Here is a 24,250-nt window from a genome sequence, read left to right on the forward strand (position 1 = left end):
ACCCGAAACCCCGCAGGCCCGCCGCCGCTGCGCTATGTGAGGGCTACGCAGCGCCGGGCCTGCTCACCACCAAGGGGGTCAATATTGGATGCCGATAGGGGGTCAAACTTCAATGCCGATTGACATCCGGGAGGAGAAGGACCTGGGCCGCTTCTATGCCACCGGTTTGGCAGAGGACCGGTTTCTGTTCCGGACGCCGCCCTTGCGGAACGTCACGCTCACGGCGCCCTATTTCCACAACGGTCAGGGCAAAACTCTCAGCGAGGCGATCCAGCAACATCTCAATCCATATCAGTTTGCACGGGCATACGCCGAAAGCGGAGAGCATCTGATGGGGCGGGCAGAGATTGACGCGATTGCGCCGATCCTCGCGCCAAGATCTATGATCTCCGATGCCCAAGTCGAGCTCTTGATTGCGTTTCTGAAATCATTGGAGGACCGTCGTGCTGGCAATCTGTCGCCGTGATCGGGTATGGCGCTTAGAGGAACTTAGAATCCGCAGAGGGGCTATCGAAGCAAGGCATGGGGCTGGTAACGATAATGGCCCCTCTTATCGTGCGTTGACATTTGCGCGCGCCCAGAACAGCCTGCGGGCACTCACCCGGGGGGTCTCGACAAGAGGCTGAGATACTGCTGGCACCTGTGCAGCGCAGTGACCCGATGAACCTGATCCAGTTCACACTGGCGTAGGGATGGTGCACTGGCCGCGCGGGCCCCGACCACTTTCGTGGAGGGCTATTCCCACGCCGGCAATCCCATTCGGCGCGGAACTGGGTCTCCAACGCTTTGAGCTATGGAGCCTACGACCGATGAAAGACCTCACCCCAACCGTCACCACGGGCCCGCTGCCCGCTTCGCGCCGTGTCTGGCACGCGGGCACTCGTCACCCCGACATCCGCGTGCCCATGCGCAAGATTGACCTGCACCCCACGGCCGGGGAACCGTCCGTCACCGTCTATGACAGTTCGGGCCCTTATACGGACCCGGAGGCGACGATCGCCATCGACCGGGGCCTGCCGCGCCTGCGCGAGGGCTGGATTGCAGCGCGTGGCGACACCGAAACCTACGACGGGCGCCATGTGCAGCCGGCTGACAACGGATTTGCCGAAGGCGCCCGGCTAACGCCAGAGTTTCCCGTTCGCAATGCGCCCCGTCGCGCCATGAAAGCGCGGGCGGTGACCCAGATGGCCTATGCCCGCGCCGGCATCGTCACGCCCGAGATGGAATTCGTCGCCATCCGCGAGAACCTCGGTCGCAAGGCACAGGCCGAAGGCCAGGCGCGCGACGGCGAAAGCTTCGGCGCGGCGATCCCGGATTTCATCACCCCCGAGTTCGTGCGCGACGAGATCGCCCAAGGCCGCGCCATCATCCCCGCCAACATCAATCACCCCGAGGCCGAGCCGATGGCGATCGGCCGGAACTTCCTCGTCAAGATCAACGCCAATATCGGCAATTCGGCCGTGACCTCCTCGATGGCCGAGGAAGTGGAAAAGATGGTTTGGGCCACCAGATGGGGCGCGGATACAGTCATGGACCTCTCCACGGGGCGCAATATCCACAATATCCGCGACTGGATCCTGCGCAACTCGCCGGTCCCGGTCGGGACGGTGCCGCTCTACCAGGCGCTTGAGAAGGTCGGCGGCATCGCCGAGGACCTGACCTGGGAGGTGTTCCGCGATACGCTGATCGAACAGGCGGAGCAGGGGGTGGATTACTTCACCATCCATGCGGGCGTACGGCTGCACATGATCCCGATGACGGTGAACCGGGTGACGGGGATCGTGTCGCGCGGGGGCTCGATCATGGCGAAGTGGTGCCTGCACCATCACCGCGAAAGCTTCCTGTACGAGCATTTCGACGAGATCTGCGACATCGCGCGCGCCTACGACGTGTCTTTCAGCCTCGGCGACGGGCTGCGGCCCGGTTCCATCGCAGATGCCAATGACGAGGCGCAGTTCGCGGAGCTCGAAACCCTCGGAGAGCTGACGCAGATCGCCTGGGCGCGGGATTGCCAGGTGATGATCGAGGGGCCGGGGCACGTGCCCATGCACAAGATCAAGGCCAACATGGACAAGCAGTTGGAGGTCTGCGGCGAGGCGCCGTTCTACACGCTCGGGCCACTCACCACAGACATTGCACCGGGCTACGATCATATCACCAGCGGCATAGGTGCTGCGATGATCGGCTGGTTCGGCACCGCGATGCTCTGCTACGTCACCCCCAAAGAACACCTCGGCCTGCCCGACCGCGACGACGTGAAGGTGGGGGTCATCACCTACAAGATCGCGGCCCATGCGGCGGACCTGGCCAAGGGGCATCCGGCGGCGCAGATCCGCGACGACGCGCTCAGCCGCGCGCGGTTCGAATTCAGGTGGGAAGACCAGTTCAACCTTTCGCTCGATCCCGAAACTGCGCGTTCGATGCATGACGAAACCCTGCCGAAGGAGGCCCATAAGGTCGCGCATTTCTGCTCCATGTGCGGGCCGAAATTCTGCTCCATGCGGATTTCTCACGATATCCGCGCCGAAGCGCAGAAGGACGGCATGGCGCGCGTGGCCGAGAAATTCCGCGACGGCGGAGCGCTTTATATCCCACTGGAGGACAAGGCATGAGCCAGGCACCGAACACCCTTCTGACCGCGCTGCGCGCCACGCCGCCGCTGGTGCAGTGCGTCACCAACTACGTCGCCATGAACATCGCCGCAAATGTGATGCTTGCAGCGGGGGCCAGCCCCGCCATGGTTTCGGACGTGGAAGAGGCCGAGGAATTCGCCGGGATTGCCGGAGCCGTGACCGTGAACATCGGCACCCTGTCGCCGCCCTTCGTCGCCGGAATGCAGGCAGCGATCCGGGGGGCGCGGGGCGCGGGGCGGCCCTGGGTGCTGGATCCGGTGGCCTGCCAGGCGACGGCCTATCGGCGCGAGGTCGTGCAGGCGCTGGTGGCCGAACGCCCGACGATCATCCGGGGCAATGCCTCGGAAATCCTGTCGCTCGCCGGGGAAGCCAGCCGGGGGCAGGGCGTCGACGGGCGTGATCCAGTCGCGGCGGCGGAAGAGGGGGCGCGTCGGCTGGCGCGCTCCAGCGGTGCGGTTGTCGCGGTGACGGGCGAGGTCGATTATGTCACCGACGGCACCCGCGCAGTGCGGGTCGAGGGTGGTTCGCCTTTCATGCCGATGAACACCGCCCTGGGCTGTTCGCTGACCTGCCTTTGCGGGGCCTATGCTGCGGTGGCCGACGACGCCTTTGACGCCACCGTCGCGGCGCTGGCGCATTTCGCCGTAGCCGGGGCGAAGGCGGGTGAAGGCGCGGCAGGGCCGGGAAGCTTTGCGCCACTGTTCCTCGATGCTCTGGCTGCGGTCACGCCGGAGGCGCTGGCGCGGGCGGCGATCCGCGATGCGGCGGTGCTCGCGTGAGGTGCTGCCCCGACCTCTCGCTTTACCTCGTGCTCGATCCCGGCCTCTGCGCCGGGGTCGGCGTGATCGCCACGGCCCGCGCCGCTGTGGCGGGCGGGGCGACGGTGGTGCAGCTGCGGGACAAAGCGGCCGATACGGAACGGATGATCGAGACGGGCCGCATGCTGAAGGCGGCGCTGGCGGGGACCGGCGCGGTGCTGATCGTGAATGACGACGTGGAGGCCGCCATTGCGATTGGCGCAGACGGGCTGCACATCGGCCAGGGCGACATGGCCGTGGCCGAGGCCCGCGCCCGGATCGGTGCGACGATGGTGCTGGGTTTCTCGGTCGAGACGCCGGCGCTGGCGGCATCGGTCGATCCGGCGCTGGTCGATTACATCGGGGCCGGGCCGGTCTTTGCCACGCCTTCCAAGCCGGATCACAAGGCCCCCGTGGGCTTTGACGGGCTGGCGGCGCAGGTTGCGGCCAGCCCGGTGCCCGCCGTGGCGATCGGCGGGCTGAAGGCCGAGCACGTGGCGCAGGTCCTGAAGGCCGGGGCGCAGGGCGTCGCCGTGGTTTCTGCCATCTGCGGCCAGCCCGACCCCAAGGCCGCCGCCCGCGCCCTGAGGGACAGGATCGACGCGCTAACCGTCTGACGCCCAGAGTGCGTGGAAATGATGCACCGGCCCGTGTCCGTGACCCACGTCCAGTGCATCGCTTTGGGCCAGCGCGGCATGCAGATAAGCCTTGGCGCGGGTCACGGCCCCGGGCATGTCGTGATAGGGCAACAGCGCGGCAATGGCCGAGGACAAGGTACAGCCCGTGCCGTGATCGTTGGTCGTGGTGATACGGGGCGCGCGCAGCGTCTGCGTACCTTCGGGGCCGGCCAGCAGGTCGGTACTGTCCGCGCCCGACAGGTGCCCGCCCTTGAGCAGAACGTAGTCGGACCCGAGAGACAGGAGTTCAGGCAGGGCGGCGGTCATGGTCACGGCGGTCCAGTCGTCGGGACGGTTCAGCAGGACGGCGGCCTCGGGCAGGTTCGGTGTGATGACTGCTGCCAGAGGCACCAGCGCCTCGCGCAGTGCCGAAACCGCCGGCGGGTCCAGAAGGGCATGACCGCTTTTCGCCACCATCACCGGGTCCAGCACGATGTTGCGCGCCGCGTGATGGCGCAGCCGGTCGGACACCGCGCGGGCGATCCCGGCGTTGGCGATCATGCCGATCTTCACCGCGTCGATGCGCACGTCGTCGAAGACCGCGTCGATCTGGTCGGCCACGAAAGCGGGATCGAGCGCCTGAAACGACCGCACGCCGCAGGTGTTCTGCGCAACCACGGCGATGACGACCGAACAGGCATAGGTGCCAAGCGCGGAGAAGGTCTTGATATCGGCCTGAATACCCGCGCCGCCCGAGGGATCGGTGCCTGCAATGCTCAGAACATTGGGGATCATGCCGGCACCTCTGCCATCAGGGCGGCCGCGTGATCCGCAAGCTCGGCCACATCGCGGCTGAGCGCGAGGTGGCCTTCCTTCAGCGCCGTGATCTCGATCCAGCGGGCCTCGAGCGCGTCATCTGCGGCAATCGGGTCTCCGGCGGTCCAGCGGCACAGGACGGCGACCAGGATGAAATGGCGGCGCAAGGTGCCGGTGCCGTCGTGATCAAAGGCGTCGAGCGCCGTGATCACCCGCAGCGGGTCTGCGGAAACGCCGGTCTCCTCGGCCAGTTCGCGGATGGCTGCGTCGAACAGGGGTTCGCCCGGGTCAATCCTGCCGCCGGGAAATCCCCAAAGGCCCGCATCGGGCGGATTGGCGCGACGCACGAGAAGCACCTGGGTGTCGCGCACGACTACGGCGATGGCCGCCGGGATCGGGCGTGGGTCTGTCGGTTGATATGGCAAGGCGGCCTCGTCATGCTGAGGCCGGCAAGGGCAAGAGAGCGCTGCGATCCTGTCCCTTCGCCGGCATGATCCGGATCAGGTTCAAAGGGTCACCGCGCTGCAATCGCCAGCGATATCTCAGCCCCTTGTCGGGACACCCCTAGGTGAGCGGCAGCTTATCAGGCTGAGCGCCCGGTTCAATGCCGGGCGGATGTGCTTGCGCCTGCCGTCGCTTGCTGAAACTTTAGGCAAAACAGACAAGGCAGCAGTCATGGAGTCCCTGTTCCGTTCGCTTGGCCCGGTTATTGGCCGCCCCTCGCCAGCCGAGGCCCTTCGCGCCGGGATCGGCGCCCTGATCGGGCTTGGGGTGACGGGCGCATTCCTGTTGTCGCCCGTGGTCGACCTGACGCTCGGCCTTTACCTGATTGCCCCGTTCGGTGCGACGTCGGTTCTGCTGTTCGCAATGCCCAACAGCCCGTTGGCGCAGCCGTGGTCGGCGGTGGTGGGCAACACTCTCGCGGCACTGGTCGGTGTGGTGGTCTGTTCCGCGGTCGCTGACCCTGTCCTGCGGATCGCCCTTGCGGTCGGGCTGACGATTACCGTCGGCATCCTGTGTCGCGCGATCCATCCCCCGGCGGGTGCGGTCGCCATGACAGCGGCGATGAGCCCGGAGGCGGTCGAGCGACTTGGACTCTGGTTCGCGATCGCGCCCGTCGCCACAGGCACCCTCGCGCTGGTCGTCTGTGCTGCGATCTACGCCCGGCTCACGGGGCGCAGATATCCATTCCGCCAGTTCGATGAGCCAAGTCGCCACCGCACCGAAGATCCCGATCCCGCCAAGCGCATCGGGCTGTCCCGAGAAGAACTGAAAGAGCTGCTGGACCGGTATCGCCAGTCGTTCAATCTGGGTGTCGAAGACCTGGCGCGGTTGATCGGCGCGGCCGAGTTGCAGGCCGCCGCGCACCGGACAGGTCCGCTTCTCGCGACCGACGTCATGTCGCGTAATCTGGTGACCATTGGCCCAGACACTCCGCTGTCAAAGATTGCGGACCTGTTCAGACATCATCGCTTCACATCGCTTCCGGTGACCGGGGTCGAGGGGCATTATCTTGGCGTGATCTTCCAGATTCACCTGATCGACCGAGCGCGCGAGGATGCGCTTCGGCTCGACCGTGGCTATCTCGCGGCGTTTCGGCGCCTGATCGACCAGGATCGTACGCAGCCGGTCCGAGCCAAGGACATCATGAGCGTCGCCGGGCCTCGGGCGGTACCGGCGACTCCGGTCGGAGTGCTCCTGCCGATGATGGCCGATGGTGATGTCGATGCGGTGCCGGTCCTTGAAAAGGGCCGGATCGTCGGCATCGTCACCAGGACGGATCTCATCGCCGCCCTCGCGCGGTCCGGTTTGCGAGCCCAGGACTGAGAGGCGGCGGCCCGGGTCAGGCCGGCTCGAGCGGGTGATCTTCGGGAGCCGGGACGCTTGCGAGACCCGCGACAGGGACATTGTCGATCAGGCGCACGCCATCGAGCCAGGCGGCCAGGAAGAGGCGACCGGGGCGGTCTGCCCTGTTCATCAGCTTGAGGTCGGGATCGCTGCGCAACTCCAGGTAGTCGATCGTGTCGAACCCGGCAGTGAGCAGCGCCGCCCTGGCGTTATCGAGGGCCTGCGCGACTTGTCCGCCGCGGGAGATGACACGCGCGGCGTCGTCCAGGACCTGGGCGATCACCGGCGCAATTTCGCGTGGCCCGGGCCCGAGCCGGAGGTTGCGCGACGACATGGCGAGGCCGTCGTCCTCGCGCACGGTCGGACAGCCGACGATCTCGGTCTTCAGATCCAGATCCTCGGCCAGCCGGATCACCACCTGAAGTTGCTGGTAATCCTTTTCACCGAAATACGCGCGGTCGGCATCGCATTGCAGGAAAAGCTTGGTCACCACCGTGGCCACGCCGTCGAAATGCCCGGGCCGCGCCCCGCCGCACAGGCCCGCGCTGACACCGGTCACCGAAATCGTCGTGGCAAAGCCGTCGGGATACATCTGCGGGCCGTCGGGCACATAAAGGACATCCGCGCCATAGGGCGTCAGCTTTTCGGCATCGCTGTCTTCGGTCCGGGGGTATTTCGCAAGATCCTCGGGGCTGTTGAACTGCCTGGGGTTCACGAAAAGCGTCACGATCACGCGGTCATTCTCGTCGCAGGCGCGGTCGACCAGGCTCAGATGACCGGCATGCAGCGCGCCCATGGTCGGCACCAAGCCGATGCTGTCCCCGGCGCGACGCCAGCTTTGCGTGAGGGCGCGCAGCTCGGCCTTGGTGCGGATGATCTTCATGTGCCTGGTTCCTCCTGCGAAAAGACATGTTCGGGGGCCGGGAAGCTGCGTGCGCGAACCTCCTGGGCGTAGGTGCGGATGGCGGTGCGGGCGTCGCTGGCAAGATCGCCATAGCGCTTGACGAACTTCGGCTTGAAGGCATCGAAAAGGCCCAGCATGTCGTCGATCACCAGGATCTGTCCGTCACAGCCTGAAGAGGCCCCGATGCCGACCGTGGGAATGTCGATACCCGCGGTGATCTGATCCGCCAGAGCGGCGGGCACCTTTTCCAGCACGACCGAGAACGCCCCGGCGCGGGTCACCGCACGGACGTCTTCCAGGATCCGGTCCGCATCCGCGCCGCGCCCCTGCACCTTGTAGCCGCCAAGCGCGTTCACCGCCTGAGGTGTCAGACCGATATGCGCCATGACCGGGATGCCGCGTTCGACGATGAAACGGATCGTGTCTTCCATATGCGCGCCACCTTCCAGCTTGACCGCACCGGCCCCGGTTTCGGCCATCAGCCGCGCGGCGTTGCGGAAGGCCTGGGCCGGGCTTTCCTCGTAACTGCCAAAGGGCATGTCGACGACCATCAGCGCGCGGTTCAGCCCGCGGGCGACGGCGCGGCCGTGCATGACCATCATCTCCATCGTGACATCAAGGGTCGAGGGCAGCCCGTGCAGCACCATGCCGACGCTGTCACCGACCAGAACCAGATCACAGTCCGCATCTGCCAGCTGGGCCACGGGGGTCGTATAGGCCGTCAGGCAGACCAGCGGATCGGCCCCCTTGCGCGCACGAATGTCGGACGCGGTCAGGCTGCGTTGCGGGGCGGATTGGCTCATGTCGGTCCTCCTCAGACAGGCTTCCGAGGGGATACCTGCTTGGGGCTCTTTTCGCAAGTGCAGCGCAATAATATTGCGTATGTATATACGAAAAAGTCATATCTGTGCGCGGTAGATTGCCGATTCAGAAGTCCAGCCCAAGGTCCAGGACCTGCGCCGAATGGGTCAGTGCGCCAGAGGAAATATAGTCCACGCCCGTCGCCGCGACCTCGGCGATGCGGTCCAGCTTCATGTTGCCCGAGGCCTCCAGCACCACCTGACGGGCGGTCATGTCCACCGCCTTCGCCAGCATTGACGTGTCCATGTTGTCCAGCAGAACAACGTCTGCGCCACCCTCGTCCAGGACCTCGGCCAGCTGGTCCAGGCGGTCGACCTCGATCTCGCAGCGGATCATGTGGGATGCCCGCGCCTTGACCGATTGCAGCACGGGGCGGATGCCACCGGCGGCCGCGATGTGGTTGTCCTTGATCAGGATCGCGTCGGACAGGCCGAAGCGATGGTTGAACCCGCCGCCATGCAGAACGGCCTGTTTTTCCACGATACGCAGGCCGGGGGTCGTCTTTCGGGTGCAGGTCACGCGGGCGTCGGTGCCGCGCGTTTCGGCCACGAAGGCGGCGGTCAGCGTGGCGATGCCGGACATGCGCCCGGCAAAGTTCAGCGCGACCCGTTCGCCCGACAGGATCGAGGCCGCGTCGCCCGTGATCTCCATCAGCAGGTCGCCCGGCGCGATCACGTCGCCATCGACCTTGTGCGTGGTGATCTGCAGCGCGGGATCGACCAGCCGGAACGCAAGCGCGGCCATTTGCAGACCCGAAACCACGCCCGGTTCGCGGGCATTCAGCCGCGCGGCATAGGTGGTGCCGGCAGGAATGACGGTGCGGGTGGTGATGTCGCCGTAGGTGCCCAGATCCTCGATCAGCGCGGCGCGGACCAGCGGTTCAAGGATCAGGTCGGGCAGGGGGGGCATTGTTGCGCTCTGGTTCATGCCGGTTCCTTTCGGGTCATGGTCGCGCGGATCGCCAACGCGTCGGTCAGGGTCATCAGCGACCGTATGCCGGTTGCGCCATCGGGGTGGGGAAAGTCCGACCGGAAATGCGCGCCCCGGCTTTCGCGGCGCAACAGCGCGGCGGCGGCGATCAGCGTGGCGGTGGCCGTCATGTTGAGAAGCGCGTCGCAAGCGGGTTGCGCGGCTTCGATCGCGGCGATCTCGGTCAGCGTCCGGTTCAGGCCATCTGCGGTACGGATCACGCCCGCGCCATCGGTCATCGCCTGTCGCAGCCGGGCGACCAGCGCGGGGTCGGGCGTTTCGGCGGCGGGAAGGTCGGGCAGGGTGACGGGTGCGGCAACCGTGGGCGCGGGCAGGGCCGCGTCGATCGCCAGCGCACAGCGGCGGCCATAGACCAGCGCCTCGAGCAGCCCGTTCGAGGCCAGACGGTTCGCGCCATGCAACCCGGTCGAGGCGACCTCTCCACAGGCCCAAAGGCCGGGCAGGGTGCTGGCCCCGTCTGCATCCGTCGCCACGCCGCCCATGTGGTAATGCGCGGCGGCGGCCACGGGGATCACTTGGGTCACCGGGTCCAGCCCGGCCTGCTGGCAGGCGGCGGCGACGGCTGGGAAATCGCTGAGGATCTTTGCGCCAAGGGCGGTGCGGGTGTCCAGTGCCGGGGCCAGCCCTGCCTGCGTCTGGGCATAGACTGCGCGGGCGACGATGTCGCGCGGGGCCAGTTCGGCGTCGGGGTGAGCGTCCAGCATGAAGCGCTCGCCCCGTCGGTTGACCAGCGTGGCCCCTTCGCCGCGCAATGCCTCGGTCGCCAGCGGGGCAGGGTCCAGCCCGCAGGCCATGGCCGTCGGGTGGAACTGCACGAATTCCGCGTCGGCGATCTGCGCGCCCGCGCGGGCGGCCATGCCGATCACCTGACCCCGAATGCGCGGCGGGTTGGTCGTGAGGGCATAAAGCCCGCCCGATCCGCCCCCGGCCAGCAACACGGCGGTGCCGCGCAGGGTGACGCTGGCGCTTTGCCCCTGATCACAGTGGGCGACGGCCAGGCCGGTGACACGGCCGCCCGAGACCTCAAGCCCCGTGGCCATCACGCCTTCGAGCACTTGGATATGGTCGGATTCGCGCACCTGTGCCGTCAGGGCGCGCATGATCTCGGCCCCGGCCTGATCGCCCTGCACACGCACTACACGGGCGAAACTATGCGCCGCCTCGCGCGACAGCACATAGCCGCCGTTTGCGGTGCGATCAAAGGGGGTGCCCAGACCGATCAGGTCAAGGATGTGATCGCGCGCCTCGGCTGTGACCGACGCCGCCACACCCGGATCGACGGTGCCCGCACCGGCAGTGACGGTATCGCGGGCATGGGCATCGGCGCTGTCCGCCGGGTCCATCGCCGCCGCCACGCCGCCCTGCGCCCAGGCCGAGGAGGCGCCGGTTCCCAATGCCTCGGGAGAGATCATCAGCACGGGACGCGGGGCCAGTTTCAGCGCGGCATATTGCGCCGCTAGCCCTGCGCCCACGATAATGACGCGACCCGTTTCGATCGGGGACATCGCCCTAGCCGGCCATCTTGGCAGAGAGGTCGATCATGCGCTGCACGGCAACACGGGCCTTGTCGGCGACCTGTGGGTCAATCTCGACCGCGCCTTCCATCGTGTGGAGCGACCACAGCACCTTTTCCAGCGTGATCTTCTTCATGTAGGGGCACATGTTGCACGGGCCGACGAAATCGACATCCGGCAGCGCGTCCGAGATGTTGGAGGCCATGGAGCATTCGGTCACCAGCATCGCCTTTTCCGGCCGTTGCTGCGTCACATAGTCGATGATCCCGCTGGTCGAGCCGGAAAAATCCGCCTCGGCCACCACGTCAGGCGGGCATTCGGGATGCGCGATGATGCGCGTGCCGGGGTTCCATTCGCGGAAATCCTTCAGGTCCTGTGCGGTGTATTGTTCGTGCACGATGCAGGCCCCGTCCCACCAGACAATGTTCTTTTCCGGCACAAGATTGGCGATGTTCTGTGCCAGATATTTGTCGGGCGTCATGATGACCGTGTCGCTGTCCAGCCCGCGCACGATCTGCACCGCGTTGGAAGAGGTACAGCAGATGTCGGACGCGGCCTTCACTTCGGCCGTTGTGTTCACATAGGTGACAACGGGCGCACCGGGGTACTGCGCGCGCATCTGGGCGATGCCCTCGGCGGTGATGCTTTCGGCCAGCGAACATCCCGCTTCCATGTCGGGGATCAGCACCGTCTTGGAGGGGTTCAGGATCTTGGACGTCTCGGCCATGAAATGCACACCGCACTGGACGATCACATCGACTTCGACCTTGGTCGCCTCGATCGCCAGTTGCAGGCTGTCACCAACCACATCTGCGATGCCGTGGTAAATCTCCGGCGTCATGTAGTTATGCGCCAGAATGACGGCGTTCCGCTCTTTCTTGAGCTTGTTGATCGCCGCGACATAGGGCGCATAGATCGCCCAGTCGGGGGGCGTCACGACACGGTCCATCCGGGCAAAAATGTCAGCATTTGCCAGCGCGATGTCGGTTGAAGGGGCGAGATCGTAGTGATCGGCGAGTTCGGCGCGCAGCGCGATCTGGTCGAGCAAGAGCGGAGTTCCTGAGGTTATTTCGGGCCGCCGCGGAGGGCGCGACCGCACGCGGGTGGTGTCGGCTGGGAGGTGTTTACGGGTCGACTTACCTAAGGGCAAGTGTGCGGGGTGTCTTATTTGAATGACGCACGCTAACATGTGCCGAAAGCCACCGTCATACGATTATGGGCTCAGACGTCGGTGCGCAGGCAAGACTTTGGATCCGGTCCAGAGGCGAAGCGGGCTTTCAGCAGGCATTCGTCGTATTCCGAGCGAACCTCGGAATCGAACAGGATGCCGCCTCACACTTTGAAAATGGCCTCATCGCCCTTTTGGAAGGCGAGGTTGCGGACGGATGGAGACATTGCCGCGCACCAGGCCAGAAGGATCTATGAATTCGATGGCCCCGCAGTCGATGTCACGCGGACGTCCCTCCAGCGCGCAGGGACTGTATTGCGCGGATCAAGGCCACAGCCTGTCTCGTAGCTCACGTAGCCCGCGCACCATTGGCCCGCGGTCCGCACGCGTTCCATGCGGTCCAAGGCCCGTGGCATCTCGTCAACATGGTCGGCGTAGATAAACTCGCGAGGTGCGGTGAACCGCATCTCGGTGCCTGCCCAATCGTCGCGCAGCAGGAGGCGGTGAGCGTCCGATTTGGCCTCTACTGGTACCCTCGAGGGGTCAGGCCTCTTCATCGGCCGTTACGAAGGCCTGAGAGGTGTCGTAGTCCACCGCGAAGCGCATCTCGCGGAGGGGTTTCACGCGCCGGATGGATTCGGCGTAGATCTCGTGCGCCTTGTAGGCGGCCAGCGCCGCGTCATCCACGAACTCTCCGTAGACGACAACATCGACTTCCTTGCTGGCCGGATCCGTCTTTCGGTTCAGAGCGATCTCGAGGTGCTTCGCATGGGGAATCCGCGTCAGGATCTGCAATCCCTTCCGAACCGCGTCGAGGTTGCCGTCGATTGGGACAGTGAAGAATACTACATGGCGGATCATTGAAATACTCCGGGAGTTTAAGGGTGGGAAGCGGTTCCGGGCCGCACGCGAGATAGCACGCGCCCCGCGCGTCTGCCCTTCTAAGGTTTCGGCCCGACACCGCAACCCGATCTGCCCGCCATCAGCAGGTTTTGCCCTGAGACACCGCCGAAGTGTGCGGGAAGCGCTTACGTCGCACTGAAAGGCTTCCTGTTGGTGCATCAGGACGGGTTCCTGGCGGGCGGTCCGCGTTCTGACGGTCGATCCAACCACGGGATGACCGGGTTCCGGAAAGTCAAAGCAGGCCTTGAGAAAGTCGGATCCGGAGGTGGAGTGATGGGTCTGGCGGGAATGCGGACAGCACCCGTACCCCCGCGCGGCGTCGCTCACCACCCTTGTCCGATCCGCGCGCGGCTGCCGCACGCTCCCCAAACATCGGAGATATTTCATGTCCAAGTCTAGCAAACGCAAGTTCGACGCTGCAGCGTCGATCACCAACGAACTCATCGACATCATTGACCGGGGCGTGCTGCCCTGGCGCAAGCCATGGACGGTCGGCGGCAGTTCCGTGCCGCTCCGCCTGAACGGCGAACCCTACCAGGGCGTCAATAACTTCCTGTTGACTATGCGCACCATGATGGCCGGATACGCCTCGCCTTACTGGATGACGTTGAGGCAGGCGAACGAGCTCGATGCGAAAGTCATCAAGGGCTCGAAATCGTCGGTGGTCGTCTACTACGGGACGGCCGAGCGCGAGCAGGCCGAAAGCGCCCACGGCGACCAGGCGGAAACCGAAGATCCCAAAACCATCCCCTTCATGAAATCCTACCGCGTCTTCAACGCCGATCAGATCGAGGGGTTGGACCCTCGCTTCCATCCCGCTGCGGCCGAACCGGAAGTTCATCCCGAACGCGCACCGATCCCGCATATGCAGAGCTTCTTCGAGGCAATCGGTGCCAATGTCAGCTTCTCTGGTCGGGAAGCATGTTACGTCCCGAATCTCGACAAGATTTACATGCCCCCGATCGAGCTCTTCGAGAACCCGCGGAATTTCTACGCCGTCTGGGGTCATGAGCTGGGCCACTGGACGAAACCCCGGCATCGGTTAAACCGCAGCTATGGCGATGCGCGGTTCGGCAACACCGCCTACGCACGGGAAGAGATTGTGGCCGAGCTCTGCACGGTGTTCTTGGGTCAGAAGCTGGGGTTCTCCGCGCATACGCTGGAGCTGAACGCGGCCTATCTCGACAACTGGGTCCGCGTGCTCCGGTCTGACAAGCGGGCGATCTTCAAACATGCGGCGGACGCGCAGCGTGCCTGTGACTATCTCGTCGCCGCGTCGGAGGCGGGGCAGGGGGAACAGGCCGCTTGAGGCCGGGGCTGTCCGGGCTGGTAGGGCGTGGTGAAAGGAAAAACTGGCTTTGGGTTTGGTGGTTTCAACCCATCCCGAAAGGACAGACCCATGAGCCATCCTGAACCCGCAGACTATTCGCGTCCGAACGCGGCTGTCATCGCATCCCAGAACGACGCTTTCCGCAGGTTTGCCTGCCTTGGCATCACCCCGGATCAGCAGATCCAGGGCCGCCTCGTCGTGACCCAGTCCCTGATCGAGGCAGGCGATGGCTTCGTCACAGAGGCCGTCCAGGCCACCGGTGCGTTCGATACATTCGAGCCGGACAATGATCCGGAAGGCTGGTACGACTTCGGGGCCGTGACGATCCGGGGCGAAACCGTATTCTGGAAGCTGGATCTCTACGAGGCCAGCTCTGACTTCCGCTATGGCGCCGAGGCACCCGACAATCCCGAGACGACCATGCGCGTGCTGACCGTCATGATGGCGCGCGACTGGTAGGGCGGGCCGCACCCCAACCTTCCATCACCGACAGGCCCGCTGACCCTCCGAAAGGGAAAGTGGGCCTCTTGTCCTGTTGGTTCCCGGATCCGGGGATTGGTTGCGCGAAGACCCGCGCGGCCCTCTCAAACACGTCGAGAAGGACATGTCATGACTCACACATTCAAAACTACCACCGTCGCCATCGGCGACCTCTGCCCGCATCCCGCGAACGTACGGACCAATTCCCCCGAGACCTATGCCTCGGAGAATATCGCGCATCTCAAGGCCAGCATCGCCGTTCTGGGCCTTCTTCAGCCGCTGCTCGTTCAGAAGATCGGTGGCAAGTTCGGGGTGCTCGCCGGTGGCCGGCGCCATGCGGCGCTTCTGGAGCTGGTCGCCGACAAAACCGCCAAAGGGTTCACGAACCGCACCAATATCGACTGCCGTTTGGTCCCTGACGATTGCGATGTGACCACCGCGCTGTCGCTCGCCGAGAACATCACCCAGGCGCCGATGAACGCCATCGACGAGTTCGAGGCCTTCGCGCGGATGATGGAGGTCGACGGCCAGACTCCCGAGACGATTGCCAAGACCTTCGGCACAACCGTCGCCGCCGTCAAAGGCAGGCTGCGCTACGGGCTCATCCATCCCGACATCCGTGCCGCGGCCCGCGCCAAATCGATCACCCTCGACACGATGAAAGCCTTCGCCGATCACCCGAGCCAGGAGGTGCAACGCGAGGTCTTCGAGGCGCTCACCAGGGAGGACAACTATGTCCAGGCCCATACCGTCCGCAACGCGCTGAAGTCCCGCGGTGTGCAGGTCAGCGACGATATCGGCGCCTTCGTGCGGAAGGACTACGAGGCGCGTGGCGGCGCCATCGCGGCCGATCTCCTGGACGAGCATTCCGTGCTGGAGGATTCCGCGCTGGTCGAAACGATCCTGCTCGAAAAACTCGCCGCCGCCGCCGAAGAGGCGCGGGCAGAGATCGGCTTTGCCTGGGCCGATGCGGTCATCCAGTACGACTATGCCGCCATGGCGGACTATGGCCGTGTCTATCCGGGTCCAGTCGAGCCCGATGAGAAGGGCCAGAAGCGTGTCGATGAGATTGCCGCCGAACTCGAGAAACTCGAACACGAGATGGAGAACGAAGAGCTCGAGGAAGAGGCGTACAATGAACTCTACGAACGCGTGGACGCGCTGGAAGCTGAGGCGCGGGACCTACAGGAGGCCTATGGCACCGAGGATCTTTCGCGCTCCGGCGTGATCGCCTCCTGGTCGCATGGCAAGATCTCCCTGCATGTCGGGATGGTGCGCCCTGAAGACAAGGCGGAGCGGTCTGGCAAAGGCACCGGCGCACCGAGCGACAGGGGCGCCGTAGACGGCGATCAGATCACCTATCCCGCCTCGCTCACCGAGGACCTGAAGACCGAGCGGGCGATGGCGCTCGGCGCGGCCATGGCGATGCATCCAGAGGCGACGCTCGACCTCACGCTCTTCAAATTGGTCACGGATGTGCTGACCAGCGGTTTGGGCGTCACCCAAGCGATCAAGGTCGATGCGCGCCAGGAGTATCGTACCCACGCCAAGATGGACGAGATCGACGGCACCTCGCTTGAACAGGTGGCCGAGGCCCATGACGCACTCGACCTCTCCTGGGCCGATGACGCGAAATCCCCTGCAGACCAGTTCGCGCTCTTCCGGGCGCTCGATGCGGGCGAGAAGGCCAAACTCGTGGCCTATGCCACGGCGGCAACCACACAATCCTGCTTCTCACGGGACCGGCAGCGGGATAGCTTGATGCATGACTTCGAAGTCGAGATCATGCCGGACATCCGAGCGCATTGGACACCGAATGCGGCGCTCTTCAATCGCTTCAAGAAGGCCTGGCTTCTGAAGATCCTCGGTGAGGAACTGGGGCTCGCGCAGGAGGCGGTGACATTGGCCTCCTCGACCAAGAAGCAAGTCGTCGAATTCTGCGACAAGCTCTTCGCCGAGCCCTTCGCCACGCTGACGGATGCACAGCGGGCGGCGGTCGCGGCCTGGTGCCCGCCGATGATGCAGACGGCAGGTGTCGAGCCAGCCGAGAAACCCGAAGACGAAACCGAAGTCGCAGAAGCGGCCTGACCCTACAGGCGGCCCGCTCCGAAACGTAGGCGCGGGTCGCACCCCTCCCTCCATCTTACAGGTAAAACCCATGGCACTTCTTAGCTTCACCGCGGCGAGCGTCGCGGCGCAGATCGCGCATGCGCGCGGCTGCTCCACCTTCCTTCCCAACTGGAACGGGCCGGTGGGCAAACCCGCCCTGATCCTGATCGTCGGCAATGGCGTCCATCTGCGCTCGAACGGCATCGATGGCACGACGACGCGGATCGTCACCACCGAACGCGCCGATCCCACCCATGCCTTCGCCGAGGGCATCAACCCGTTCCGCGATCCGGGCTGGATGGCGGCGCGGCAGGCGGCGTTCCGCGATCTGACCGGCCAGTTCTACACCGACATTCTCGATGATGTGCAAATGCTCATCGACCGTGGTCATGACACGATTCGGCTGGCGACCGATGGCCACACGATCCGCGTCTTCCTGCGTCGCGCCGCCGACTATCTGATCGGCGGGACCTACGACGTGCCCTCCGGTCTCGGCGGGACGTTCCGGGTGATCCTGAAGGACGCCACCGACACCCACGCCCTCGTGCAGAATAGCGGCAATTGCGAGGATTTCGACGAGATGCTGCCTTACCGCGTGCCGCTCGATGCGCTCATCGAAATCGATGACCGGAGGGCGGCATAGTGGGTTGGCTCTTCTACACCGACCGCCGCGTCAAAACCTACGCGGACGAGAAGGCAGAAATCGCCCGGCTTTGCACGTTCGAGACGGATACGCGCAAGACAGTGCTGCTCAAGGCCTCCAAACTCGGGTCGACCTGGTATGCAGCTTTGAGGCTCACCAACATCGATGGCGCGCCGGTTGAAGACAGAACCTACGTGACCGATGCCGACGGGTCGATCACCTTCGGCGCCGTGTTCCTCACCCGCTATGACGAGGGCTGCTGGGGCTACAAGGACATGGAGGAGAGCGCCGGGCCCGTGGAGTCGCGCGCGCCGCTCAGCCTTCTGGCATTGCTCTCCGAGTTGAAGGATCCCGACAGCTATGCCCATGCCTGGCGTCAGCGCTGCCGCGACTGGGCGGCGATCCCGGACTACGACGAGGGTGACAAGATCAAACTGGCCGCACCGGTAACGCTGACCGATGGCAGCACCTGCCAGATCGTGACCGCCACCCATTACCGGCGCGGAGGGCAAAAGCGTCGCTGCTACCGCATCGAGGAGACAGGCGGCCTCGTGCGCCTGTCGAAAGCCTCGCTCGCCGGGTCCGAGCTCCTCGGCTCGGCGAAGAGTGAGGCGAGTCCGGTTCTGGCCGAGTTTTTCGCCGGGAACGATTCCTGACCGCCGGCAACATCGCTATCTGTTCAGCCTTGAGCCGCCTCCGCGCGTTTGAAAGCGCTGAGGCGGCTTTCTGTCCTGTCGGACCCACAACCTGACTCAAAGGACAGACGATATGGACAACCGAAGCCCGGCACTCGCACGCGATTTCCCATCGAAACCACAGCTTCTGCGGGCCATTCGCCTGATCGGCAGCGAGATTGAGAAGCAACCGCTCAAGAGCTCATCGCTCGCTCGGATCATGCGCGAGAGTTTCGGCGGTAGCGATGCCGGCGGCGCGTGTTCGTGGCGCATGGCCTATGACCTGATGCAGGCCGCCACGGTGACGGCGATCATGCGGGACAGCGGTTCGGACGCGCTCGCGACGGCCAGATTGCTCGCCTCACGGCTCCTGACGGAGACCCGGCGCTCCGAAGAGCAAATCCGGCTCCAGCAATTCTCGACGCCGCTGCCCTATGCGGCGCTGGCTATCCGTGCTGCCGCCATCCGCCCCGGCGAAACCGTCCTCGAACCTTCCGCCGGGACCGGCGCGCTGGCTGGTATTGCAGTTTGCGCGGGTGGCAAACCGATGCTGAACGAGATCGATCCCTTCCGTCGGGCGCTTCTCGAGGCGGTGTTCGGGGGCGAGGTGTCCGGCTTTGACGCCGAACATATTGATGATCTCCTGACGGTGCCCGAGCTTCCCGGTGTCATCGTGATGAATCCGCCCTTCGCCTCATCGGTCGATCGGTCGCGCGACAAGCACATTGCGGCGAAACATCTGATCGGCGCTGCCAAACGGCTGGCACCCGGCGGACGTCTCGCGGCGATCATGCCGGTGGGATTTTCGCCAAAACGAGACGCGGCCCATTGGGCACGGGCCTCGGCCATCGCAAAGCCCCGTCTCGCGCTCACTATTCCGGGCCACGTTTACCGCAAACTCGGCACCACCGTCGAAACCCAGCTCATGGTCTTCGACAAGGTGCAGGAGGAGATCGAGATCGTCCGTGCCATGGTCGACGATCTGGACGCGGCGCGCCAAATCATCGATGATATCGCCGCAACCCGCACTGCCACTCCCTCGATCCAAACCGGTGCGCAGTTTCGGACTGGGTCGCGCCGGGTCGGTGTCCCTGTTGCACGTCAGCGCCCAATCGCCCAAGCGGCGTCTGCCAAACCCAAATCGCATGCCGCCATCCCGCTGGCCTTCACCTGCCTCGACACCCCCCGCGAGAACACGCCCGTCTCCGACATCTATGCCCGCTATCGTCCGCAGCGGATCGAGATTGAGGGTGCCCGGGAACATCCGACCCCCCTGGTCGAGAGTATAGCCATGGCCTCGGTTGCCCCTCCGGCACCCAACGGCGAAGCCGCCGCTGATCTGCGCCTGCCCGGCCGTCTGATCGAGGAGGGCCATCTCTCCGAGGCCCAGCTCGAGACCATCCTCATGGCGAACGATGCCCACGCGCGCGACCTGCCGGGGCGGTTTACCATTGACCAGGACCAGACCCGGATGACCCGCGCCGACGATGATCCGGAAGCGTGTGCCTACCGCCTCGGCTATTTCCTTGGCGACGGTACCGGCTGCGGCAAGGGCCGGGAATGCGCCGGTCTCATCCTGGTGAACTGGCTCGCAGGTCGTCGCAAGGCGGTTTGGATTTCGAAGTCCACCACGCTCATCGAGGACGCGATCCGCGACTGGACCGATCTCGGCGGCTCGCCCGCCGACATCCAGCCGCTCTCCAAATGGAAGCCAGATCAACCCATTCCGATGGGCGACGGCATCCTTTTCGTGACCTATGCGACGCTGCGGTCGGCGGGCAAATGCGGGAGGACCCGGCTCAGCCAGGTTCTCGACTGGATGGGCGACGGGTTCGACGGCGTGCTGGCCTTCGACGAGGCCCATGCCATGCAGAACGCCGCCGGGTCCGACGAGGGCAGGGGGGTCAAACCCTCCCAGCAGGGCCTCGCCGGGCTGCGTCTGCAGCTCGCGGCTCCCCGGGCCCGGGTCTTCTATGTCTCGGCGACGGGAGCCACCAGCGTGCAGAACCTAGCCTATGCCTCCCGCCTCGGGCTCTGGGGCCAGGGGCCCGAATATCCCTTCCCGAGCCGCGAAAGCTTCGTCTCGGCGATGGAAGCCGGGGGCGTTGCTGCGATGGAAGTCGTGGCGCGCGACCTGAAGACGCTCGGGTTCTACACCGCGCGGGTGCTCAGCTTCGACGGTGTTGAGTACGACGTGCTCGAACATGCGCTCACACCCGCCCAGATCGAGATCTACGATGCCTATGCCGGGGCTTTCCGGACCATCCACCACAACCTCGAAGCGGCGCTGACCGCGACAGGCGTCAATGATGCCTCCGGTCAGACGAACGCCTCTGCCGCGAAAGCCTCGGCGAAGTCGCGCTTCGAGAGCACCAAGCAGCGCTTCTTCAATCACCTCCTGATGGGCATGAAAGCCCCGACAGTCATCCGCGCCATCGAAGAGGATGTTGCGGACGGCTATGCTTGCGTCATCCAGGTGGTCTCGACTGGCGAGAGCCTGTTGAAACGACGCCTCGAGGCGATGGATCCCGAAGACGAGCTGGTGGAAGGTGCGCTCACGCCCCGCGACTATGTGCTGTCCTATCTTGAACAGGCTTTCCCGATCCACGCCCAGAAGCTCGTGGAGATCGACGGAAACATGGTGGCCGAGCCGCTGCGGGATGCGAACGGTGCCCTGGTCGTCTCCCGCGAGGCCGAGGCCTTGCGCGATGCGGCGATGATGGAGCTGATGGCGCTTGCGCCTATTCCCGCCGCGCTCGACCAGATCCTTTGGGCCTTCGGCGATGAGGCCGTGGCCGAAGTAACCGGGCGCTCCATTCGATCCCTGAAATCCAGCGACGGGGCCCTGTTTATCAAAAAGCGCAGCGCCAACAGCAATTCCTCGGAAACCCGCGCCTTCATGGATGGCGAGAAGGACATCCTCATCTTCTCCGATGCGGGCGGGACGGGCCGGTCCTATCATGCCGCAAAGACGGCGAAGAACCAGAAGCGGCGGCGCCACTATCTGCTGGAGCCCGGCTGGCGGGCCGATGCGGCAATCCAGGGGCTAGGACGCACGCATCGTTCGGCTCAAGTGTCAGCACCCTTCTTCCGGGTCTGCACCTCGGACGTGCACGGCGAGAAGCGCTTCACCTCCACCATCGCCCGGCGGCTCGATCAGCTGGGGGCGCTCACCAAGGGCCAGCGCGAGACCGGCTCGCAGGGCATGTTCCGCGAGGAGGACAATCTCGAGAGCCCGATCGCAAGGGGTGCGCTGCGCGGCTATTACGCCGACCTGGCCGCCGGGCGTGCCGGGGCCATGAGCTATGAGAAGTTCTGCGATTGGACCGCCTTGCGGCTGATCGACCAGGACGGCGTGCTGCTCGAAGAGCTTCCACCAATCCAACGCTTCCTGAACCGGGTGCTGGCGCTGCCCATCCACATGCAGAACGCGCTCTTCGCCGAGTTCATGAGCCGGATCGCCGATCAGACCGAGCGGGCGCGGGCGGCTGGCACGCTCGATCTCGGCGTCGAGACACTGCGTGGCGAGCGGATAGAGCAGGTCTCGACCGAAGACCTCTGGACCTGTCCGCGCTCCAGAGCAGTGACGCGCATAATCGGACTTGAGGTGACGGACCCCGTCCATATCCTCTCCGCAGAAGAGGTGCTGGATCGGAACCCCGACAGGTTGCCGATGATCAACCGCGCGTCGGGTCGCGCGGCGTTCATCTCAGCCCGTCCGATGCAGATGTACGACGAGGAGATTGTCACGCTCATGCGCAAGGTGACCCGGCCGAGCGGGTCCACCTATGTCGAGGAAGGGAAGTTCCAGGCTTCCGCCTGGGAAGAGATCGAGCCGTCCGAGTTCCGCCGCCTCTGGGACGAGGAGGCCGATAGCCTGCCGAAGGTGACCACGACGAAGCTCTATCTGCTGACCGGGCTGCTACTGCCGATCTGGAAGGACATCCCCTCGGGCAACGAACGCATCTACCGGGTCACGCCCGAGGGGCAGGGGAGCATGATCGGCCGCACAGTCAGCGAGGACGGTGCGGCCGCGCTCAGAGCCCGTTTTATGGTCGGCACCCCGAAAACCCCGCAGGAGATGCTAACGGCGGCGCTCGGGTCCACCGCGCCGGTCGATCTGGGCCGGGGCCTCACGCTCACCCGCCGCCGGGTCGCGGGCGCGGCCCGCCTCGAGATCGACGGGGCCGACCGGGGCACGATCGACGGGCTGAAGGCCATGGGGTGTTTCACGGAGATCATCGCCTTCCAGCTCCGGGTCTTCGTGCCCCACGGGGAGGGTGTTGATACCGCCGCGATCCTGGCCCGGATCGTGGGGGAAGGGTCTCCAACGGCGGCAGATCGCGCCGCCTGAAAGGGAAAGTGGGCCTTGGGTCGGGGGGAACGCGGAAGGGTGCTTTGCCCCCTCGCGTTCCGCCGCCGTGGCGGGTCTCTGGACCCCTCGGCACCTTCCCCAATCCCAGACAAGAGGACGAGACCCATGACCAACTCCGAGACCACCTTTGCCGAGGCGATGGCAAAATGGCAGGCCGAGCGCGAAGCCGCCAACAAGGCCGCCCGAAACGAGCTGCTCCCGCAATTGCGAGGCCTCGGCATCACCGAGGTCACCGCCGAATACGAGGGCTACGGCGATTCGGGGAATATCGAAGACGTGACGGTGCAGCCGGTCGGCATTGCGCTCCCCGACGATCTCGCCACGAAGCTCGGCGACTTCGCCTGGTCTGTCGCCTATCACCAGCATCCCGGCTTCGAGAACAACGAGGGCGGCTATGGCACGCTGACCTGGGATGTCACCGCCGACAGCATCGCACTGGATCATGCCGACCGACATGTCGAGTGCTCCCACAGCCGTGACGAGGGGCTCTGACATGGCCCATCCCCTCCATCATGCCGAAAGCTCGGCCCGGAAGTATGGCGGGTCGCCATCCGACTATCAGGCGGTCCACGACTGGTTCGATGCCTCAAAGGAGCATCTCGCCATCTTCACCCACCGTGCGCTGCGCCATCACACGCAAGGCATCTTCGAAGCCGAACGGGTTTTCGGGCTTTCGCTCACCAATGAGGCGGGGCGTGAGATTCCCATCCGCTGGATCGGCGAGCAGCATGTCCGCGAAGACTGTCAGGGCCGCATCCCGAGCCTCGCCGACTGGCTCGGACGGATCCAGCCCGAGCCCTGGATGGCCAACGGGCATATCGACGGGCCAGCGCATGAGCCCGTCGGCGATCCGCGCACGAAATGGCTAGCCGAGGTGGCTGAGGGCAAGACGATCCTCGGCCTCAAGGACTGGATGGAGGCGAGGGGATCATGATGCGCAACGTCCGCAGATTCTACGATTGCAGCACCGCACATCTGCCTGAACAAACCGTCCAGGCCATCGAGAACGGGCTCTTCGCCAGATCGCCGAGCTTGCAGAATGAGTATGGCTGGCTGTTCTCCGTGCCGGAGACGCTCGCCGATCTGCCGGAAGGCGTCGACTGTGACGCCTTCAAGGCGGTCATGGCGTTGGCGATGGATGCAGGCTGCGGCTACGTCCTGTTCGATCGGGACGTCCCGCCGGTGCCCTATCTCGAGGTCTTCGATTGGTAGATCGAATGCGGGTGTGCAGAGGCCCGATCTGCGGATCAGGCCTCTCTTGTTTCCAACACCAATACTGAAATGGAGATCCAGATGAACATCGCCGAGATCAAGGCCGCCGTGGATGCCGGCCAATCCGTCCACTGGGCGAGCGAGGGCTACCGGGTGCATCGGGATGGCCTCGGCCAATACCTCATCACCTTTGTGCGGAACGGCAGCACGATCGGTTTGACAGACCGGAGCGGCCGCCAGTTGAACGGGGCCGAGGCCGACTTCTTCATATTGGAACCGAACAATGATGCCGCGGCAGAGCAGGGGAGGGTGGTGCGCGGGGCGACGTCGGACACCTCGTCCAGCGCCGGGCCGGGCTGACGGTCAGGAGAGAAAG

At 65.1% G+C, this 24,250-nt stretch carries 23 protein-coding genes and 2 riboswitches; of the genes, 15 read left to right on the forward strand and 8 right to left on the reverse strand.

Annotated elements, in window-relative coordinates:
• Positions 1 to 112: 112 nt before the first annotated feature.
• The 4 genes from FCT00_RS18655 (at position 113) to thiE (ending at position 4,047) form a co-directional block, all read left to right on the forward strand.
• A complete protein-coding gene (locus tag FCT00_RS18655) occupies positions 113 to 466 on the forward strand; it encodes a hypothetical protein (protein WP_138424230.1) in 354 nt (117 codons plus the stop codon).
• A 126-nt stretch (positions 467 to 592) separates the two neighbouring features.
• A riboswitch (TPP riboswitch) is annotated at positions 593 to 711 on the forward strand.
• A 98-nt stretch (positions 712 to 809) separates the two neighbouring features.
• Positions 810 to 2,612, forward strand: a complete 1,803-nt coding sequence (gene thiC, locus FCT00_RS18660; protein WP_138424231.1) for a phosphomethylpyrimidine synthase ThiC — start codon at positions 810 to 812, stop codon at positions 2,610 to 2,612.
• A complete protein-coding gene (gene thiM, locus FCT00_RS18665; RefSeq protein ID WP_036562991.1) occupies positions 2,609 to 3,412 on the forward strand; it encodes a hydroxyethylthiazole kinase in 804 nt (267 codons plus the stop codon). Before thiC ends, thiM begins: the two co-directional genes overlap by 4 nt.
• A complete protein-coding gene (gene thiE / locus FCT00_RS18670; RefSeq protein ID WP_088626495.1) occupies positions 3,409 to 4,047 on the forward strand; it encodes a thiamine phosphate synthase in 639 nt (212 codons plus the stop codon). Before thiM ends, thiE begins: the two co-directional genes overlap by 4 nt.
• On the opposite strand, the gene thiD is transcribed toward thiE, so the two are convergent.
• On the reverse strand, positions 4,036 to 4,842 hold the full coding sequence (gene thiD, locus FCT00_RS18675) for a bifunctional hydroxymethylpyrimidine kinase/phosphomethylpyrimidine kinase (protein WP_138424232.1): 807 nt from the start codon (positions 4,840 to 4,842) through the stop codon (positions 4,036 to 4,038). The two genes, thiE and thiD, sit on opposite strands and share 12 nt — an antisense overlap.
• Entirely contained in the window at positions 4,839 to 5,288 is a 450-nt protein-coding gene (locus tag FCT00_RS18680; protein ID WP_036562981.1) for an NUDIX hydrolase, read from the reverse strand. Before FCT00_RS18680 ends, thiD begins: the two co-directional genes overlap by 4 nt.
• Positions 5,289 to 5,322: 34 nt before the next feature.
• Positions 5,323 to 5,439: riboswitch (TPP riboswitch) on the reverse strand.
• 99 nt (positions 5,440 to 5,538) lie between these two features.
• Here FCT00_RS18680 and FCT00_RS18685 point away from each other — a divergent pair.
• Positions 5,539 to 6,690, forward strand: coding sequence for an HPP family protein (locus tag FCT00_RS18685; RefSeq protein WP_036562978.1), 1,152 nt, complete (start codon positions 5,539 to 5,541; stop codon positions 6,688 to 6,690).
• A 16-nt stretch (positions 6,691 to 6,706) separates the two neighbouring features.
• Here the strand turns inward: FCT00_RS18685 and panC are convergent, their stop codons facing one another.
• The 6 genes from panC to FCT00_RS18715 all read right to left on the reverse strand — a co-directional run bounded on the left by panC (position 6,707) and on the right by FCT00_RS18715 (position 13,009).
• Positions 6,707 to 7,594 (reverse strand): pantoate--beta-alanine ligase, encoded by an 888-nt coding sequence (gene panC / locus FCT00_RS18690; RefSeq protein WP_138424233.1) that lies wholly within the window; start codon positions 7,592 to 7,594, stop codon positions 6,707 to 6,709.
• Complete coding sequence (gene panB / locus FCT00_RS18695; RefSeq protein WP_138424234.1) at positions 7,591 to 8,418, reverse strand: 3-methyl-2-oxobutanoate hydroxymethyltransferase; 828 nt, start codon at positions 8,416 to 8,418, stop codon at positions 7,591 to 7,593. The genes panC and panB overlap by 4 nt, the downstream gene beginning before the upstream one ends.
• A 124-nt stretch (positions 8,419 to 8,542) precedes the next feature.
• Positions 8,543 to 9,403, reverse strand: a complete 861-nt coding sequence (nadC, locus tag FCT00_RS18700; protein WP_028288506.1) for a carboxylating nicotinate-nucleotide diphosphorylase — start codon at positions 9,401 to 9,403, stop codon at positions 8,543 to 8,545.
• Positions 9,400 to 10,971: an L-aspartate oxidase gene (locus FCT00_RS18705; protein ID WP_138424235.1), complete on the reverse strand. Its 1,572-nt coding sequence runs from the start codon at positions 10,969 to 10,971 to the stop codon at positions 9,400 to 9,402. Before FCT00_RS18705 ends, nadC begins: the two co-directional genes overlap by 4 nt.
• A gap of 4 nt (positions 10,972 to 10,975) precedes the next feature.
• Positions 10,976 to 12,028, reverse strand: a complete 1,053-nt coding sequence (gene nadA / locus FCT00_RS18710) for a quinolinate synthase NadA (protein ID WP_028288508.1) — start codon at positions 12,026 to 12,028, stop codon at positions 10,976 to 10,978.
• A 663-nt stretch (positions 12,029 to 12,691) separates the two neighbouring features.
• Positions 12,692 to 13,009 (reverse strand): Dabb family protein, encoded by a 318-nt coding sequence (locus FCT00_RS18715; protein WP_028288509.1) that lies wholly within the window; start codon positions 13,007 to 13,009, stop codon positions 12,692 to 12,694.
• Between the two features lie 427 nt (positions 13,010 to 13,436).
• Between FCT00_RS18715 and FCT00_RS18720 the strand changes: the two genes are divergently transcribed.
• The 10 genes from FCT00_RS18720 (at position 13,437) to FCT00_RS18765 (ending at position 24,234) form a co-directional block, all read left to right on the forward strand.
• A complete protein-coding gene (locus FCT00_RS18720) occupies positions 13,437 to 14,360 on the forward strand; it encodes an ArdC family protein (RefSeq protein WP_048534124.1) in 924 nt (307 codons plus the stop codon).
• A 90-nt stretch (positions 14,361 to 14,450) separates the two neighbouring features.
• Positions 14,451 to 14,840 carry a DUF3768 domain-containing protein gene (locus tag FCT00_RS18725; protein ID WP_088626561.1) on the forward strand — a complete coding sequence of 130 codons (390 nt, stop codon included), beginning with the start codon at positions 14,451 to 14,453 and terminating at the stop codon, positions 14,838 to 14,840.
• A gap of 150 nt (positions 14,841 to 14,990) precedes the next feature.
• Complete coding sequence (locus FCT00_RS18730) at positions 14,991 to 16,949, forward strand: ParB/RepB/Spo0J family partition protein (RefSeq protein WP_138424236.1); 1,959 nt, start codon at positions 14,991 to 14,993, stop codon at positions 16,947 to 16,949.
• A gap of 70 nt (positions 16,950 to 17,019) precedes the next feature.
• On the forward strand, positions 17,020 to 17,613 hold the full coding sequence (locus FCT00_RS18735; RefSeq protein WP_048534128.1) for a hypothetical protein: 594 nt from the start codon (positions 17,020 to 17,022) through the stop codon (positions 17,611 to 17,613).
• Entirely contained in the window at positions 17,613 to 18,269 is a 657-nt protein-coding gene (locus FCT00_RS18740; protein ID WP_048534129.1) for a DUF6927 domain-containing protein, read from the forward strand. The genes FCT00_RS18735 and FCT00_RS18740 overlap by 1 nt, the downstream gene beginning before the upstream one ends.
• 112 nt (positions 18,270 to 18,381) lie before the next feature.
• Positions 18,382 to 22,641, forward strand: coding sequence for a strawberry notch family protein (locus FCT00_RS18745; RefSeq protein WP_138424237.1), 4,260 nt, complete (start codon positions 18,382 to 18,384; stop codon positions 22,639 to 22,641).
• Between the two features lie 126 nt (positions 22,642 to 22,767).
• Positions 22,768 to 23,154: a DUF6878 family protein gene (locus FCT00_RS18750; RefSeq protein ID WP_138424238.1), complete on the forward strand. Its 387-nt coding sequence runs from the start codon at positions 22,768 to 22,770 to the stop codon at positions 23,152 to 23,154.
• A 1-nt stretch (position 23,155) separates the two neighbouring features.
• On the forward strand, positions 23,156 to 23,596 hold the full coding sequence (locus FCT00_RS18755) for a DUF6915 family protein (RefSeq protein ID WP_121066864.1): 441 nt from the start codon (positions 23,156 to 23,158) through the stop codon (positions 23,594 to 23,596).
• Complete coding sequence (locus FCT00_RS18760; protein WP_138424239.1) at positions 23,593 to 23,874, forward strand: DUF5983 family protein; 282 nt, start codon at positions 23,593 to 23,595, stop codon at positions 23,872 to 23,874. Before FCT00_RS18755 ends, FCT00_RS18760 begins: the two co-directional genes overlap by 4 nt.
• Positions 23,875 to 23,955: 81 nt before the next feature.
• Positions 23,956 to 24,234, forward strand: coding sequence for a hypothetical protein (locus FCT00_RS18765; RefSeq protein ID WP_100160985.1), 279 nt, complete (start codon positions 23,956 to 23,958; stop codon positions 24,232 to 24,234).
• Positions 24,235 to 24,250: the final 16 nt, after the last annotated feature.

This window comes from Maritimibacter alexandrii (genome assembly GCF_005871115.1).
GTDB classification, from domain to species: domain Bacteria; phylum Pseudomonadota; class Alphaproteobacteria; order Rhodobacterales; family Rhodobacteraceae; genus Maritimibacter; species Maritimibacter alkaliphilus.

Coding starts and splice junctions, on each gene's coding strand:
- FCT00_RS18655 (WP_138424230.1), top strand. CDS start 113: ATGCCGATTGACATCCGGGAGGAGAAGGACCTGGGCCGCTTCTATGCC.
- thiC (WP_138424231.1), top strand. CDS start 810: ATGAAAGACCTCACCCCAACCGTCACCACGGGCCCGCTGCCCGCTTCG.
- thiM (WP_036562991.1), top strand. CDS start 2,609: ATGAGCCAGGCACCGAACACCCTTCTGACCGCGCTGCGCGCCACGCCG.
- thiD (WP_138424232.1), bottom strand. CDS start 4,842: ATGATCCCCAATGTTCTGAGCATTGCAGGCACCGATCCCTCGGGCGGC.
- FCT00_RS18685 (WP_036562978.1), top strand. CDS start 5,539: ATGGAGTCCCTGTTCCGTTCGCTTGGCCCGGTTATTGGCCGCCCCTCG.
- panC (WP_138424233.1), bottom strand. CDS start 7,594: ATGAAGATCATCCGCACCAAGGCCGAGCTGCGCGCCCTCACGCAAAGC.
- panB (WP_138424234.1), bottom strand. CDS start 8,418: ATGAGCCAATCCGCCCCGCAACGCAGCCTGACCGCGTCCGACATTCGT.
- nadC (WP_028288506.1), bottom strand. CDS start 9,403: ATGAACCAGAGCGCAACAATGCCCCCCCTGCCCGACCTGATCCTTGAA.
- FCT00_RS18705 (WP_138424235.1), bottom strand. CDS start 10,971: ATGTCCCCGATCGAAACGGGTCGCGTCATTATCGTGGGCGCAGGGCTA.
- FCT00_RS18715 (WP_028288509.1), bottom strand. CDS start 13,009: ATGATCCGCCATGTAGTATTCTTCACTGTCCCAATCGACGGCAACCTC.
- FCT00_RS18720 (WP_048534124.1), top strand. CDS start 13,437: ATGTCCAAGTCTAGCAAACGCAAGTTCGACGCTGCAGCGTCGATCACC.
- FCT00_RS18725 (WP_088626561.1), top strand. CDS start 14,451: ATGAGCCATCCTGAACCCGCAGACTATTCGCGTCCGAACGCGGCTGTC.
- FCT00_RS18730 (WP_138424236.1), top strand. CDS start 14,991: ATGACTCACACATTCAAAACTACCACCGTCGCCATCGGCGACCTCTGC.
- FCT00_RS18735 (WP_048534128.1), top strand. CDS start 17,020: ATGGCACTTCTTAGCTTCACCGCGGCGAGCGTCGCGGCGCAGATCGCG.
- FCT00_RS18745 (WP_138424237.1), top strand. CDS start 18,382: ATGGACAACCGAAGCCCGGCACTCGCACGCGATTTCCCATCGAAACCA.
- FCT00_RS18750 (WP_138424238.1), top strand. CDS start 22,768: ATGACCAACTCCGAGACCACCTTTGCCGAGGCGATGGCAAAATGGCAG.
- FCT00_RS18755 (WP_121066864.1), top strand. CDS start 23,156: ATGGCCCATCCCCTCCATCATGCCGAAAGCTCGGCCCGGAAGTATGGC.
- FCT00_RS18760 (WP_138424239.1), top strand. CDS start 23,593: ATGATGCGCAACGTCCGCAGATTCTACGATTGCAGCACCGCACATCTG.
- FCT00_RS18765 (WP_100160985.1), top strand. CDS start 23,956: ATGAACATCGCCGAGATCAAGGCCGCCGTGGATGCCGGCCAATCCGTC.